This window comes from Telluria sp. ZB4P34 (genome assembly GCF_059686055.1).
The window spans coordinates 53,195-67,831 of the sequence record NZ_JCASIF010000002.1 but is presented as its reverse complement, the minus strand read 5'-3'; the positions used below and the strand labels follow the sequence as shown (position 1 = coordinate 67,831).

Annotated in this window: 12 protein-coding genes and 1 pseudogene; 10 read left to right on the top strand and 3 right to left on the bottom strand. The window is 66.5% G+C overall.

Annotated elements, in window-relative coordinates; all coding sequences use genetic code 11:
* Window positions 1-39 precede the first annotated feature (39 nt).
* From AC56KL_RS04775 to AC56KL_RS04740, 8 genes and pseudogenes are all read left to right on the top strand, one after another.
* Entirely contained in the window at window positions 40-561 is a 522-nt protein-coding gene (locus AC56KL_RS04775) for a hypothetical protein (RefSeq protein ID WP_497179017.1), read from the top strand.
* Window positions 562-736: 175 nt separating this feature from the next.
* Entirely contained in the window at window positions 737-3,040 is a 2,304-nt protein-coding gene (locus tag AC56KL_RS04770) for a carboxy terminal-processing peptidase (RefSeq protein ID WP_497179016.1), read from the top strand.
* A gap of 270 nt (window positions 3,041-3,310) precedes the next feature.
* A pseudogene (locus AC56KL_RS04765) lies at window positions 3,311-3,496 on the top strand (IS1595 family transposase); the annotation flags it as partial.
* 227 nt (window positions 3,497-3,723) lie between these two features.
* Window positions 3,724-4,734, top strand: coding sequence for a PEP-CTERM sorting domain-containing protein (locus AC56KL_RS04760; protein ID WP_497179015.1), 1,011 nt, complete (start codon window positions 3,724-3,726; stop codon window positions 4,732-4,734).
* A 125-nt stretch (window positions 4,735-4,859) separates the two neighbouring features.
* Window positions 4,860-6,062 carry an acyl-CoA dehydrogenase family protein gene (locus tag AC56KL_RS04755; RefSeq protein ID WP_497179014.1) on the top strand — a complete coding sequence of 401 codons (1,203 nt, stop codon included), beginning with the start codon at window positions 4,860-4,862 and terminating at the stop codon, window positions 6,060-6,062.
* An 11-nt stretch (window positions 6,063-6,073) separates the two neighbouring features.
* On the top strand, window positions 6,074-7,213 hold the full coding sequence (locus AC56KL_RS04750) for an acyl-CoA dehydrogenase family protein (protein WP_497179013.1): 1,140 nt from the start codon (window positions 6,074-6,076) through the stop codon (window positions 7,211-7,213).
* Window positions 7,214-7,235: 22 nt separating this feature from the next.
* A complete protein-coding gene (locus AC56KL_RS04745; RefSeq protein WP_497179012.1) occupies window positions 7,236-7,703 on the top strand; it encodes a MaoC family dehydratase in 468 nt (155 codons plus the stop codon).
* A complete protein-coding gene (locus AC56KL_RS04740; RefSeq protein ID WP_497179011.1) occupies window positions 7,696-8,154 on the top strand; it encodes a MaoC family dehydratase in 459 nt (152 codons plus the stop codon). The genes AC56KL_RS04745 and AC56KL_RS04740 overlap by 8 nt, the downstream gene beginning before the upstream one ends.
* A gap of 151 nt (window positions 8,155-8,305) precedes the next feature.
* Here the strand turns inward: AC56KL_RS04740 and AC56KL_RS04735 are convergent, their stop codons facing one another.
* The 3 genes from AC56KL_RS04735 to AC56KL_RS04725 form a co-directional block, all read right to left on the bottom strand.
* Complete coding sequence (locus AC56KL_RS04735) at window positions 8,306-9,529, bottom strand: acyl-CoA dehydrogenase family protein (RefSeq protein WP_497179010.1); 1,224 nt, start codon at window positions 9,527-9,529, stop codon at window positions 8,306-8,308.
* A 31-nt stretch (window positions 9,530-9,560) separates the two neighbouring features.
* The gene (locus AC56KL_RS04730; RefSeq protein WP_497179009.1) at window positions 9,561-10,628 is read right to left on the bottom strand and encodes a phosphotransferase; all 1,068 of its coding nucleotides are present in this window, start codon (window positions 10,626-10,628) and stop codon (window positions 9,561-9,563) included.
* A 90-nt stretch (window positions 10,629-10,718) separates the two neighbouring features.
* Entirely contained in the window at window positions 10,719-11,435 is a 717-nt protein-coding gene (locus AC56KL_RS04725) for a histidine phosphatase family protein (RefSeq protein WP_497179008.1), read from the bottom strand.
* Window positions 11,436-11,611: 176 nt separating this feature from the next.
* Between AC56KL_RS04725 and AC56KL_RS04720 the strand changes: the two genes are divergently transcribed.
* Window positions 11,612-13,315: a GspE/PulE family protein gene (locus AC56KL_RS04720; protein WP_497179007.1), complete on the top strand. Its 1,704-nt coding sequence runs from the start codon at window positions 11,612-11,614 to the stop codon at window positions 13,313-13,315.
* Window positions 13,315-14,559 (top strand): type II secretion system F family protein, encoded by a 1,245-nt coding sequence (locus AC56KL_RS04715; protein WP_497179006.1) that lies wholly within the window; start codon window positions 13,315-13,317, stop codon window positions 14,557-14,559. Before AC56KL_RS04720 ends, AC56KL_RS04715 begins: the two co-directional genes overlap by 1 nt.
* The last annotated feature ends 78 nt before the right edge of the window (window positions 14,560-14,637 follow it).

Below are 14,637 nucleotides of genomic sequence, written 5' to 3'. Positions count from 1 at the left end.
GATGCCGGGCATGGATGCCGGTCCGGCCGTTAAGCGCACATGAGCGAGATCCTCCTGTACCTGCTGCCGTCGGGCGCGCTGGCGCTGCTGCTGTGGATCGGCTCGGGCGCGCATCCCTTCTTCTTCCTGTTCACCGCAGCCGGCACCCTGTGCCACGAGCTGGCCCACTTCTCGGTGGGGCTGCTCACCAATGCCGAGCCCATCGGCCTGAGCGTGATTCCAAAGCGCATCAAGAAGGCAGGGAAGGGCCACAACTGGGAGCTCGGTTCCGTTACCTTTGCTAACCTGCGCTGGTATAACGCGGCCCCGGCGGCGCTGGCCCCGCTCCTGATCCTGGTGCTGCCCTTCGCCGTGGCCTGGTGGCGAACGCGGCACGGCCTGGTGTTCGAAGCGGTCGACCTGGCGCTGACCCTGTTGCTGGCGCCGCAATTCCTGTCGTTCTGGCCGTCGCCGGTCGACTGGCGCCTGGCCGCGCGTTCCTGGCCCTGGATTCCCTTGCTGTCCCTTGCCGGTTTGGTAACGATATACCGCGCCGAATTACTCCAGCTTGTCAAATGGTGAACGGATGGCTTACGGGAGCCTTAATTGTCGGGCGCAAATGAGGTGATGCCGGCTCTTTCCCGGTTCCGCTTCCTGTAGAATGGCCCACAAAGGGAGTATTGACCGGCTTGCTTGTTTCCAGGCATTCCCGGTTGGGCCCAGGCACCAGTTTTTTTCCGATTCGGAGAGACGACGAATGAAGAAGCACCACCTGTTCATGGCCGCAATGGCCTTTGCGATGTCCGCCCACGTGGTGACTGCGCAGCCGGAAAAGGTCGCTGCCGTCGCGCCCGCCAAGACGGGCGCCATGGCCGCCGGTCATTCGGCGGCCGCCAACCTGCAGCTCAAGCCGCTTGCCGAGCAGACCCAGGCGGCGCTGTGGGCCTCGCGCGTGCTCGGCCGCTATCACTACAAGGCGGTGCCGCTCGACGACGCGATGTCGCAGAAGATCTTCGACAACTACTTCGATACGCTGGACAGCGAAAAGCTGTATTTCGTCCAGGCCGATGTCGACGGCTTCGCCTCGATGCGCACGAAAATGGACGATGCGATCAACAACGAGAACCTGACGGTTCCTTTCGCCATCTACAACCTGTACCAGCAGCGCTTCACCGAGCGCATGAACTACGCGCGCCAGCTGCTCAAGACCCGCCCCGACTTCGCGCTCGACGAATCGCTCGAGCTCGACCGCGAGAAGTCGCCCTGGGCCAGGAACGACGACGAGATCCGCGAGCTGTGGCGCAAGCGCGTCAAGAACGACTGGCTGCGCCTGAAGCTGGCCGGCAAGGAAGAAAAGGCCATTCGCGACACGCTCGACAAGCGCTACGAGAACTACATCGCGCGCATCCGCAAGCTGAACAATGAAGACGTGTTCCAGATGTTCATGAACGCGTACGCCACCTCGATCGAGCCGCACACCAACTACCTGGGCCCGCGCTCGGCCGACAACTTCGACATTGCCATGCGCCTGTCGCTGGAAGGCATCGGCGCCGTGCTGCAGTCGCGCGAAGACTACACGGTGATCCGCGAGATCGTGCCGGGCGGCCCGGCGGCGCTGTCCGGCAAGCTGAAGGTGGGCGACCGGATCGTCGGCGTGGCGCAGGGTGACAAGCCGTTCACGGACGTGCTGGGCTGGCGCATCGACGACGTCGTGCAGCTGGTGCGCGGCGAGAAGGGCACCACCGTGCGCCTCGACGTGCTGCCGGGCGACGCCGGTCTGGACGGCAAGCACGTCACCGTGACCATCGTGCGCAAGAAGATCAGCATGGAAGAGCAGGCCGCCAAGAAATCGATCATCGAAGTCAAGGATGGTGCCGTCAAGCGCCGTGTGGGCGTGATCTCGCTGCCGACCTTCTACCTCGACTTCGAGGCGCGCCGCCGCGGCGACAAGGAGTACCGCAGCGCCACCCGCGACGTGGCCCGCATCCTGGGCGAGCTCAAGAAAGAGAAGGTGGACAACGTCCTGATCGACCTGCGCAACAACGGCGGCGGCTCGCTGACCGAAGCGATCGAGCTCACCGGCCTGTTCATCGACAAGGGGCCGGTGGTGCAGCAGCGCGACGCGCAAGGCCGCATCGAGGTCGAGTCCGACCTGCAGCCGGGCCTCGCCTGGGACGGCCCGATGGGCGTCCTGATCAACCGCGGTTCCGCTTCGGCCTCCGAGATCTTCGCCGCGGCCGTCCAGGATTACGGCCGCGGGCTCGTGATCGGCGAACCGAGCTTCGGCAAGGGCACCGTCCAGACCTTGATCGACCTGGACCGCTTCTCGCCGGCCGAGAAGGTGCGCTACGGCGAGCTGAAGATGACCATCGCCCAGTTCTTCCGCATCAACGGCGGCACCACCCAGCTGCGCGGCGTGACCCCGGATATCAAGCTGCCGGTGCTGTCGGACCTCGAGAATTTCGGCGAGGCATCCTACGACAATGCGCTGCCCTGGGTGGCCATCAAGCCGGCCAGCTACGCCGCCGCGGGCGACCTCAAGGAGCTGATCGGTCCGCTGCAAAAGCGCCACGAGGCCCGCATCGCCAAGGACAAGGAATTCCAGTTCCTGCAGGAAGACATCGCCGAGGTCTTCAAGCTGCGCAAGGAAAATGCGATCTCGCTGAACGAAGCGGTGCGTCGCAAGGAACGCGACGCCCAGGATGCCCGCGCCAAGCTGCGCGAAGCCCGCCTGGCCGGCGCCGGCGGCACCAGCAGCGACGAGCCGGCCGCGAGCCCGGCAGGCAAGGAAGCGCGCGGCAAGGTGCCGGAGCCGACCAAGCCGGCCAAGGCTGTGACGGCAGTGCGCGGTTCGCCGCGCCAGGATGACGGCCTGCAGTTCGACGAACGCGACCTGCAGGCGGAACTGGCGGCCGAGAAGGCGGCCAAGGACGCCAAGGACATCCTGCTGCAGGAAGCCGCCAATATCCTGGCCGACGAAGTGGGCATGCTGCGTACCGACACGCGCATGGCGTCACGCGCCATGCCTTACATGGCGACGCCACGCACCAACGGCAACTGACCGTCCAGCGCCGGCAACGGCGCGCCGACCGGCAACATGGCCGGATCTTGCGAAAGCAGGATCCGGCCATTTTCTTTGGCGCTGTCAACTTTATGTATGGATGAGAGAGGAACTGCTGAGCTAAATCGCTGTCGAACACCGGTCACGACAGACTGGAAACGAACATGCGATCGCCTCAGTTCACGAAGTGGTTTGCCAAACTCCCTGCGCTGAATGTCACCCAGCGCCTCAAGACGCTCGCGGCCCTGCAGGGTGCGCCGGGGCGCTGTCGGCGCCATCCACGTGCAGAACGTGAACAGCTACCACCAGCGTTTCCGGCAATGGCTGAGCCGGTTTCACGGCGTCGCGTCGTGCTACCTGCCCAACTACCTGGGCTGGCGCCGCGCGCTAGACGGCAACCGGGTGAGTACCGTGGAGCAATTGCTGCGCGTAGCGATGCGGGTCATCAATAGATAACGCTGACAGCGCCATGAAAATTATCATAATTGCCATTCCATGGCTAATATTTATTTTCTTTTGTTCAATTCAATTTTCCATGCAGTCATATGCCCTGCCGACGGATTGCGTTCACAACGCCACGCACACTGTTGAGTTCGGCTGAAAAATTGTCTTTTTTCTACTTGTGATAGGATAACTCACGGTTGTAAGAACAACAATTTAATATCACCTAAGGAGTTATCATCATGGCAATTCGCCGCCTCGTTATCGCTGCGCTGCTCGCCAGCGCAGGTGCTGCACAAGCCGACACGATCCCTGCCCAAGGCGCTCCGTCGTCGAGCATCGTGTCCGGCTGGACTACCGGCAATGGAACCGACGTGCTCGGTTCTGGCGTCCTGCAGGGCAACCTGAACCTGATCGGTGGCGTGGCATATACCACCGGCACTGGCTCCGACGCGAAACTGGCCGATGTGTTGTACGGCAAAGTTGCGGGGACGGTGGGGCAGGTCGATGGCCAGACCAAATTGTTCTTCCAGCGCGGAATCGAAGCGAGCTACCTGCTGGCGTCGGGCCACGGCATCCTGGCGGCAACCCTGGGGCCGGGCAAGTCGGTGGTCGGTTCCGCTGACGGCGCCATCATCTCCGACGGCGTGAGCAAGGCGCCTGGCCTGTCCGGTGGCGGCAACGCGTCGAATGTTGCCATCGGCGGCGGCTTCCTCGGTTCGGGCGGCGGCAAGGGCGGCAGCGGCGCGATCGGCGGCAGCGGCTCGGCTGGCGGCACGGTCGGTGGCGGCAAGGTCGGTGGCGGATCGTCCGGGGGCGGCTCGTCGGGCGGCTCGGGTGGCTCGGGTGGCGGTTCGTTCGGCGGCGGCTCGTCGGGCGGCTCGGGTGGCGGCTCGTACGGCGGCGGTTCGTCGGGCGGCGGCTCGACCGGTGGCGGCAGCGGCGGCGGCTCGAGCGGCGGCAGCAGCGGCGGCTCGGTCGGCGGCGGCATCGGTGGTTCGGTCGGCGGCAGCGTCGGCGGCGGCATCGGTGGCGGCGCGGGCGGCGCGATTGGCGGTGGCGTCGGCGCCGGCGGCAGCCTGGTGATCGACACCCCGGTAGGCGTGGTCCTGCCTCCGGTACAGGGCGACATCCGCCTGGACCTGGACCTGAACCAGGAAGCGGAAGCCGGTGACGTTCCGGAACCGTCGAGCATCGCACTGATGCTGCTCGGCCTGGCAGGCGCCGGCGCCCTGCGTCGCCGCACCCGCTGATTCCTCCTGCGGAGGGTGGGCAGCCACCCTGCGTCGACGCAAATTATTAACGCGTCGCCAACCCTGTCGGGTACAATCCTTGTGAACGACCGTGCTTTTTAAGGCGGCGCCAACAAGGAGACGACATGGACCTGCACTACTCGGACGAGGACCTGGCCTTTCGCGACCAGGTCCGCGCCTTCCTCGATTCCCATCTGCCGAAAGACATCCAGGCCAAAGTGCTCAAGCACCTGCGCTTGAGCAAGGACGACTACGTCCGCTGGCACAAGATTCTGGCCCGGCAGGGATGGGTGGCGCCTGGCTGGCCGTTGGAATTCGGCGGCCCCGGCTGGACACCGGTGCAGCGCCACATCTTCGAAGATGAGTGCGCGCGAGCGGGCACCCCGCGCGTCATGCCCTTCGGTATCGACATGGTCGCTCCCGTCATCATGGCCTTCGGCAGCCAGCAGCAGAAGGACTATTTCCTGCCGCGCATCCTGTCCTGCGAAGACTGGTGGTGCCAGGGCTATTCCGAGCCTGGCGCCGGCTCCGACCTCGCCTCGCTCAAGACCACGGCCGTGCGCGGCGTGGATGCGCAGGGCGAGCACTACATCGTCAACGGCCAGAAGACCTGGACCACGCTGGCCCAGCACGCCGACATGATCTTCTGCCTGGTGCGCACCGACCCGTTCGTGCGCAAGCAGGAGGGCATTTCCTTCCTGCTGATCGACATGCACGCGCCGGGCGTCACGGTGCGTCCGATCATCATGCTCGATGAAGACCATGAAGTGAACGAAGTCTTCTTCGACAATGTCCGCGTCCCGGCCGCCAACCTGGTGGGCGAGGAGAACCGCGGCTGGACCTACGCCAAGTACCTGCTGGGCCACGAACGCACCGGCATCGCGGCGGTCGGGCGCAGCAAGCGCGAGCTGGCATTCCTGAAGCGGCTGGCGCGCCGCGAGCAGAAGAACGGCCGCCCGCTGCTGGAAGACCCGCTGTTCGCCGCCAAGGTGGCCGACCTGGAGATCGAGCTGATGGCGCTCGAGATGACCGTGCTGCGCGTGCTGGCCAAGGCCAGCAAGGCGCCTGGCCCCGAGGCCTCGGTGCTGAAGGTGCGCGGCACCGACATCCAGCAGGCGCTGACGGAGCTGATGCTGGAAGCGGCCGGCCCGCTGGCGCTGCCCTTCGATCCGGCCTACCTGGATGGCGAGAACGAGCACAGCATCGCCGGCGACGACGATGCCGCGCCGCTCGCGTCCTATTACTTCAACTACCGCAAGACCTCGATCTACGGCGGTTCGAACGAAATCCAGCGCAACATCATCTCCCAGATGATCCTGGGCCTGTAAGGAGAAACCCGATGAATTTCGATCTGAAGGAAGAGCAGCGCCAGTTCGCCGACGCGCTCAAGCGCTGGATCGCACGCGACTATAGCTTCGAGCAGCGCGGCGCCATCATCCGCTCCGGGCAAGGCACGCTTGATGCGGCGTGGGCGACGCTGGCCGAGCTGGGCATGACCGCGCTGCCGGTGCCGGAGGAGCAGGGCGGCTTCGACGGCGGCGCGGTCGACCTGTTCGTGGTGATGCGCGAACTGGGCCGAGGCCTGGTGGTGGAGCCGTACTTCGCCACCGTCCTCGGTACGCAGTTCCTCAAGCTCGGCGGCGCGCACGGCGCGCTGCTGGAGCGGGTGGCGGCCGGCGAGCTGAAGCTGGCCTGCGCACTGGGCGAACGCCAGTCGCGCCATGAACTGGCTGACATCGCCACCCGTGCGCAGCAGGTTGGCGGGGGCTGGCGCCTGACGGGCGAGAAGACGGCCGTGGTGCACGGCCAGCACGCAGGCGTGCTGGTGGTGTCGGCGCGCAGCGGCGGCGGCCAGCGCGACCAGGCGGGCATCTGCCTGTTCGCGGTGCCGCTCGATGCGCCCGGCGTGCAGTTGACGGGATACCGGACCCTGGACGGCCTGCGCGCGGCCGACCTGCGCCTGGACGGTGTCCTGTTGCCGGCCGATGCGGTGATCGGGCAGCCCGGCGACGCCTGGGAGATCCTCGAGTCAGCGGGCGACTATGGCGCCGGCCTGTTGTGCGCGGAAGCGCTCGGTGCGATGGAAGCCCTGTTCGATACCACCCTCGACTACCTGAAGACGCGCCAGCAGTTCGGCGTCCCGATCGGCAAGTTCCAGGCGCTGCAGCACCGCATGGCGGACGTGGTTATCCACCTGGAGCAGGCGCGCTCGATGGCGCTGCTGGCCGCGGTGACCCTGGACGGCGCGGATGCTGCGCAGCGCCGCCGCGTGGTATCGGCCGCCAAGTACCGGGTCGGCCAGGCGGCGCGCTTCATCGGGCAACAGGCGGTGCAGCTGCACGGGGGCATGGGCGTCACCGACGAACTGGCGGCCGCGCACTACTTCAAGCGCCTGTCGACGATCGAGCTGACCCTGGGCGACCGCGACCACCACCTGACGCGCTTCATCGCGCAGCCGGGCTTCCAGCAGGCTGCCTGACGGCGCGCGCACGGGAGGGAAGATGAAACCGCAATGGTATTTCGAAGATTTCCATCCGGGCCAGGAGATCGACCTGGGCGAGCGTCGCGTGAGCGAGGAAGAGATCATCGCCTTCGCCCGCCAGTACGACCCCCAGCCCTTCCACGTCGACCGCGATGCGGCGGCCGGGTCGATCTATGGCGGCGTGATCGCCAGCGGCTGGCACACCTGCAGCATGATGATGCGGATGGTGGTGGACGGCATGATGGGTTCGGCCGCGAGCATGGGTTCACCCGGCCTGGAGGGCGTGCGCTGGCTGCGCCCCGTGCGCGCCGGCGACACCCTGCGGGTGCGCTACCTCACCACCGCGGTCAAGGCCTCCGCTTCGAAGCCGGACCGCGGCGTGGTCTGGTCGAAGTGGACCGCGAGCAACCAGCACGGCGAGGAAGTCTGCACCATCGAGGGCATGGGCATGTTCGGACGCCGGCCCGCGGGAGCGCCGGATGCCTAGGTCGATCGCGTTTGCCGGCCTGGCCGAGCTGGTCGGGAGTGAAGTCGCCGTGTCGGACTGGTTCGCCGTCGGCCAGGGGCGCATCGACGCCTTCGCCGAGGCCACCGAGGACCGCCAGTGGATCCACGTCGACCCGGTCCGCTGCGCACGCGAGTCGCCTTTTGGTGCGCCGGTGGCGCATGGCTTCCTGACCCTGTCGCTGCTGCCGGCCATGCTGGAAAGTGCGCTCGTCATCGACGGCATGCGCATGGGGCTGAACTATGGCCTGAACCGGGTGCGCTTCCCGGCGCCGCTCCGCGCCGGGAGCCGGGTGCGCGGGCGCTGGAAGCTGGCGGCGCTCGAGGCGATCGAGGGTGGGATGCAATTGACCTGGGGGGTGACGATCGAGCCGCAGGGGGAGGGCGCCAAGCCGGTGTGCGTGGCAGAGTTCCTGGTGCGGGCGTACGCTTGAACGTAGGGTGGCCGGCGCTGCCGACCGCGCGTTCAAGGGCAATTTGAATAGCCTTTCCGCCTGCTCGAAGGGGAGTTGAACGCGCGGGCGGCACACAAGCCGCGTGTCAAGCAGCGCCCCGGGTGGAGCCGGCTACGCGCCCCGGCCCCCCCTACGAAGCGTACTTCCCGAGTTCCAGCTTGGCAATCGCGTTCCGGTGCACCTCGTCCGGCCCGTCGGCCAGCCGCAAGCTCCGGTTCGCCGCCCACTGGTAAGCCAGCGGGAACTCCTCCGACACCCCGGCCGCGCCGTGCGCCTGGATCGCCCAGTCCAGCACGTCCTGGGCCACGTTCGGCGCCAGCACCTTGATCATCGCGATCTCGGCCTGGGCCCCCTTGTTGCCCACCGTGTCCATCATGTAGGCGGTCTTGAGGGTCAGGAGGCGCGCGGTGTCGATGCGGATGCGGCTTTCCGCGATGCGTTCGCGCCACACGCCCTGTTCCGAAATCCTGCGCCCGAATGCCACGCGGCTGTCGAGGCGCCGGCACATCAGCTCGAGCGCGCGCTCCGCCACGCCGATGGCGCGCATGCAGTGGTGGATCCGGCCCGGGCCAAGGCGGCCCTGGGCGATCTCGAAGCCGCGCCCCTCGCCCAGCAGCATGTTCGCAAGCGGCACCCGCACGTTCTCGAACAGGATCTCGCAGTGACCATGCGGCGCATCGTCGTAGCCGAACACCGGCAGCGGACGCACGATCGTGATGCCCGGCGTATCGGCGGGAACCACGATCATCGACTGCTGCTGGTGGCGCGCCGCGCTTGGATCGGTCTTGCCCATCACGATGAACAGCTTGCAGCGCGGGTCGCCCGCGCCGGAAATCCACCACTTGTGGCCGTTGATCAGGTAGTCGTCCCCAATTCGCTCGATGCGGGTGGCAATGTTGGTGGCGTCCGACGAAGCGACATCGGGTTCGGTCATGGCGAACGCCGACCGGATCTCGCCGCGCAGCAGTGGTTCCAGCCACTGGCGCTTGATGTCCTCCGACGCATAGCGCTCGAGGGTTTCCATGTTGCCGGTGTCCGGCGCCGAACAGTTGAACACCTCCGGCGCCCAGGGGACGCGGCCCATGATCTCGCACAGGGGGGCATAGTCGAGGTTGGACAGGCCCTCGGGCGCCCGGCTTGATTTGGGCAGGAACAGGTTCCACAGGCCGGCGTCGCGCGCCAGCGGCTTGAGCGCTTCGATCAGTGCGAGCGGCAGCCAGCGGGTGCCCTTGTCGCGCGCGTTGGCGGCGATCTCCTCGCCAAAAGCGCGTTCGTTGGGATAGATGTGCTGGTCCATGAAGGCGAGCAGGCGCGCCTGCAGGTCCTTGCAGCGCTCCGAGTAGGCGAAATCCATTGCGTGTCCTTGTAATATGGTCGATCGGCGTTCAGCGCGTGCGCGAAGCGAATTGCCAGGCCATCTCGGCCATCGGCCGCGCCGCCTTGCCGTTTTCCAGGGCCTGGGCGCTGGAAGCGGTACCGTCCACGTAGCGCTTCATGATCCCCTGCATGATCCCGGCCAGCCGGAACATGTTGTAGGCGAGATAAAAGTCGAAGTCTTCCGGGCGCAGCGTCTTGCCGGTGCGCTCGCAGTAGCGCGCCACGTAGTCGTCCAGCGAGGGGATGCCGAGCGCCGGCAGGTCGAGGCCGGCGATGCCGCGGAAGCGCCCGGGTGGGATGTGCCAGCTCATGCAGTGGTAGGAGAAGTCCGCGAGCGGGTGGCCGAGCGTGGACAGTTCCCAGTCGAGTACCGCGAGGATGCGTGGTTCCGTCGGATGAAAGATCATGTTGTCCAGGCGGTAGTCGCCATGCACGATGCCGGTGTCGTCACCCGGCGGGATATGCTGCGGCAGCCACTCGATCAGGCGGTCCATGGCCTCGATCGGGGAGGTAGCGGAGGCCTGGTACTGCCTGGTCCAGCGCTCGATCTGGCGCGCGAAGTAATTGCCAGGCTTGCCGTAGTCGCCCAGTCCGAGGGCCGTGTAGTCGATCGTATGCAGCAGCGCGATCACGCGGTTCTGCTCGTCGTAGATGGCGTCGCGTTCGGAGGGCGTCATGCCGGGCAGCGACTGGTCCCACAACACGCGGCCCTCGACGCACTCCATTACGTAGAAGGCGCGCCCGATGATCGACTCGTCCAGGCACAACGCGTACTGGCGCGGCGCCGGGAAGCCGGCGCCGTGCAGCGCCCCCATGACGCGGAACTCGCGGTCGATCGCATGGGCTGAAGGCAGCAGCTTGGCCGCCGGCCCGGGCTTGGTGCGCAGCACGTAGCGCTGGCCGCCAGCGGCCGTGATGCGGAAAGTAGGGTTGGACTGGCCGCCCTTGAACTGCTCCACCTGCAGCGGCCCGCCCGGGTAGCCGTCGACATGGGCGGCGAGCCAGGCGCCAAGGGCGTCGACGTCGAACCGCTGGCGTTCGGACACCTCCCGGGTGCCCATCATCTCTTCGTACATCGCGTCTCCGTTGTTGTGCCTTGTCCTTCATTCTAGCCCGATCCCGGCCAAAATTGCACGTCCGTGCTATTTTCGTGCCGGCGAAACCGGCTAGCGTCCTTTGCGGTACTGCTCGAACAGCTGTTCCATCGTGGTGCTGCGGGCATCCGGCTGCAGCGGGCCGGACGGGACATGGTTGACGAAGCGGACCACCCAGTCGGCCGGATCGTCGCCCACGTCGAGGGCGTTGATGCAGCCCGCCGCCTGTGCCAGTCCGCCCAGGAACAGGCGCTGTCCGGTAAGGGCAAGCGACAGGATCGCGCAATTCACGCCGCCGTGCAGCACCAGCAGCACGGTGTCCCAGTCGCGCATGGCGCGCAGGCGTTCAATGGCCGGGTGGACCCGGTCCATCATCTCGCCCACCGATTCGCCACCCAGGAAGCGCTGCTCTTCGTCCACCAGGCCTTGGAAGGCTCCGGTGAAGGCGCGCCGCAGTTCGGCAGTCGGGATGGCGGACAGGCGGCCGCCGCGGATCTCGTGCAGTTCGGGCCATATCTCGGGCGCAGGCGTGACTGCGCCATCCGAGCCGCATGCCGCCAGCACCCGGCGCGCCGTCTCCACGGTGCGCGGCAGGCCCGAGGTGATGACCCGGTCGAAGCGTACGCCGGCCACGCGAAACGCGCGGCCGGCGGCGTCGGCCTGCGCCTGGCCGTCCGGATTCAGGGCCACGCTTTCGGGGAGGAAGGGACGTCCGGCCTTGTCGAAGTAGGTGACGCTGCCGTGGCGCATCAGGTAGACGCGGCGGCGCCGGGCGCTGGTGTCGTTCATGGAGCTCCTTGTCAAAACCGGCAATTGCTTGTCCATCTTACACCGTGACGCCGGCCTCGCGAGGCCGAATGGCCACACATGAGGTCACTTTGCCTACCGGCATTTAATTCCAATCGTCAATTCCCGGTGGTTCTGGCATAAAATATTCGTTGCAACATATAACCACAAGGGAAGTCATGGCAAGGCCGGAAAAAATTCGTCTTGGCGAGGTGCTGATCCAGCAGAAGCTGCTGTCGGAAGACCAGCTCAACCAGGCGCTGGCCGACCAGAAGCGCACCGGGCGCAAGCTGGGTCGGGTCTTCGTCGAAAGCGGCTTTGTTACCGAAGAGCAGATCTCGGGCGCACTCGCGCGCCAGCTGAACATCCCCTACATCAACCTCAAGTTCTACAACATCAACGCCGAGCTGGTGCGCCTGCTGCCGGAGACGGCGGCGCGGCGCTTCCGTGCGCTGGTGCTGGAAGACCGCCGCGAGACCCTGCTGGTGGGCGTGTCCGACCCCACCGACCTGTTCGCCTACGACGAGATCGCGCGCCTGCTCAAGAAGACGGTCGAACTTGCTGTCGTCAACGAGACCGAGGTGCTGGGCGCGATCGACCGCATCTACCGCCGTACCGACCAGATCACCGACTTCGCGCGCGAGGTCGAGCAGGACCTGGGCGACACCTCGATCGACTTCGGCGCGCTGGCCGCCAATCCCGGCCTGGAAGAAGCGCCGATCGTCAAGCTGCTGCAGTCGGTGTTCGACGACGCGGCCCAGGTGCGCGCCTCGGACATCCACATCGAGCCGCAGGAAGGCCGCCTGCAGATCCGCTTCCGCATCGATGGCGTGCTGCACCTGCAGACCGAGGCCGACCTGAAGGTGGCCACGCCGCTGGCCCTGCGCCTCAAGCTCATGGCCGACCTCGACATCTCGGAAAAGCGCCTGCCGCAGGACGGCCGCTTCGCGGTCAAGGTGCGCAACCAGCGCATCGACGTGCGTATCTCGACCATGCCGACCCAGTACGGCGAGTCGGTGGTCATGCGTCTGCTGAACCAGGGCGGCACCACGCTGCGCCTGGACGCGATCGGCATGCCGTCCCACATCGTGGAGCGCTTCCGCGCGCTGGTGCAGCGCCCGAACGGCCTGGTGCTGGTGACAGGCCCCACCGGCAGCGGCAAGACCACGACACTGTACAGCGCGCTATCCGAGCTGAACTCGGTGGAGAAGAAGCTGATCACGGTCGAAGACCCGGTCGAATACCGCCTCAAGGGCGTTAACCAGGTGCAGGTGAACGACAAGATCGACCTGTCCTTCGCGCGCGTGCTGCGCTCCGCCCTGCGCCAGGACCCGGACATCGTGCTGGTCGGCGAGATGCGCGACCAGGAAACCGCCCAGATCGGCCTGCGCGCCGCCATGACCGGCCACCTGGTGCTGTCCACGCTGCACACCAACGACGCCGCCTCGACCCCACTGCGCCTGATGGACATGGGCGTGCCGCGCTACATGGTGGGCGGCTCGCTGCAGGCCGTACTGGCCCAGCGCCTGGTGCGCGTGATCTGCGAAAGCTGCACCACGCCCTACCAGCCGGTGCCGGCCGAGATCAACTGGCTGCGCGCGGAACTCGGTGAGCGCGCCGCGACGACCCCGTTCTTCCACGGGAAGGGTTGTTCGCACTGCAATGGCACCGGTTACCGCGGCCGCACCGGGGTGTACGAGCTGCTGGAAATGACGCGCGCCGTGATCGACGCCGCCAACCACCCGGACCCGGCCCACTTCCTGAAAGTGGCGCACGCCGAGATGGGCGGCCACACGCTGCGCCGCCATGGCGTGAGCCTGGCCGTGCAGGGGCGCACGACCATCGTCGAAGCCATGCGCATCAGTAACCAGGTCGACGACTGATGCCGTATTTCGCGTACAAGGCGCGCAACGCCACCGGGGAACTGCTGCAGGGCATCCTGGAAGGAACCGACAGCGGGGCGATTGCCGACCAGCTGTTCGGCAGCGGCGCCACCCCCATCGAGATCCAGCCCAGCCGCAAGGGCCCGGATGCGAAGGCCGGGGGCGGAAGCAGCCTGCTGGCGCGCCTGACCGAGCAGAAGGTCACGTCGATGGACGTGCAGCTGTTCAGCCGCCAGATCTACACGCTGCTCAAGTCGGGCGTGCCGATCATGCGCGGGCTGGCCGGACTGCAGGAATCGGCCATCAACAAGTCCTTCGCCAAGGTGATCAAGGAACTGCGCGAGGCGCTCGACTCGGGGCGCGAGCTGTCGAATGCGATGGCGCGCCATCCGAAGGTGTTCGACAACTTCTACCTGTCGATGGTGCGGGTCGGGGAGATGACCGGCCGGCTGGAAGAGGTGTTCCTGCGCCTGTTCGACCACCTCGAATTCGACCGCGACATGCGCGGGCGGGTCAAGACTGCGATGCGCTACCCGACCTTCGTGGTGGCCGCGATGGCGATCGCCATGGTGATCGTGAACGTGTTCGTGATTCCGCAGTTCGCCTCGGTCTTCAAGTCCTTTGGCGCCGAACTGCCCCTGATGACGCGCATCCTGCTGGCCAGCTCGAACTTCACGGTGGCCTACTGGCCTGCGATGCTGGCCATGGTCGCGGGCGGCGTGTTCGCCTTTCGCACCTGGGTCGCCACGACCAAGGGGCGCCTCGCCTGGGACCAGCACAAGCTGCGCATCCCGATTGCGGGCAAGATCATCCACAAGGCGACCATGGCGCGTTTCGCGCGCAGCTTCTCGCTGTCGACCCGCAGCGGGGTGCCGATCGTGCAGGCCCTGACGGTGGTGTCGCAAACCGCCGACAACGCCTACCTCAGTTCGCGCATCGAGGGCATGCGCGACGGCGTCGAGCGGGGCGAGAGCATCCTGCGCACCTCGGTCGCGGCCAATGTGTTTACCCCGATCGTGCTGCAGATGATCGCCGTCGGCGAGGAATCCGGCTCGCTCGACGACCTGATGGACGAGATCGCACAGATGTACGAGCGCGAGGTCGACTATGAACTCAAGACCTTGTCGGCCCAGATCGAACCGATCCTGATCACTTTCCTCGGTGTGATGGTGCTGGTGCTGGCGCTCGGCATCTTCATGCCGATCTGGGATCTGGGCAAGGCTGCCCTGCATGGGGGGAAATAGCGGAGGCGGCGCTTTGGTGAAGGAGGAAGTCAGCCGGGCGGTGCGCCGGGCTCACTTAGGCTTGGGGAGAAGCGAGCT

Coding starts and splice junctions, on each gene's coding strand:
- AC56KL_RS04775 (WP_497179017.1), top strand. CDS start 40: ATGAGCGAGATCCTCCTGTACCTGCTGCCGTCGGGCGCGCTGGCGCTG.
- AC56KL_RS04770 (WP_497179016.1), top strand. CDS start 737: ATGAAGAAGCACCACCTGTTCATGGCCGCAATGGCCTTTGCGATGTCC.
- AC56KL_RS04760 (WP_497179015.1), top strand. CDS start 3,724: ATGGCAATTCGCCGCCTCGTTATCGCTGCGCTGCTCGCCAGCGCAGGT.
- AC56KL_RS04755 (WP_497179014.1), top strand. CDS start 4,860: ATGGACCTGCACTACTCGGACGAGGACCTGGCCTTTCGCGACCAGGTC.
- AC56KL_RS04750 (WP_497179013.1), top strand. CDS start 6,074: ATGAATTTCGATCTGAAGGAAGAGCAGCGCCAGTTCGCCGACGCGCTC.
- AC56KL_RS04745 (WP_497179012.1), top strand. CDS start 7,236: ATGAAACCGCAATGGTATTTCGAAGATTTCCATCCGGGCCAGGAGATC.
- AC56KL_RS04740 (WP_497179011.1), top strand. CDS start 7,696: ATGCCTAGGTCGATCGCGTTTGCCGGCCTGGCCGAGCTGGTCGGGAGT.
- AC56KL_RS04735 (WP_497179010.1), bottom strand. CDS start 9,529: ATGGATTTCGCCTACTCGGAGCGCTGCAAGGACCTGCAGGCGCGCCTG.
- AC56KL_RS04730 (WP_497179009.1), bottom strand. CDS start 10,628: ATGTACGAAGAGATGATGGGCACCCGGGAGGTGTCCGAACGCCAGCGG.
- AC56KL_RS04725 (WP_497179008.1), bottom strand. CDS start 11,435: ATGAACGACACCAGCGCCCGGCGCCGCCGCGTCTACCTGATGCGCCAC.
- AC56KL_RS04720 (WP_497179007.1), top strand. CDS start 11,612: ATGGCAAGGCCGGAAAAAATTCGTCTTGGCGAGGTGCTGATCCAGCAG.
- AC56KL_RS04715 (WP_497179006.1), top strand. CDS start 13,315: ATGCCGTATTTCGCGTACAAGGCGCGCAACGCCACCGGGGAACTGCTG.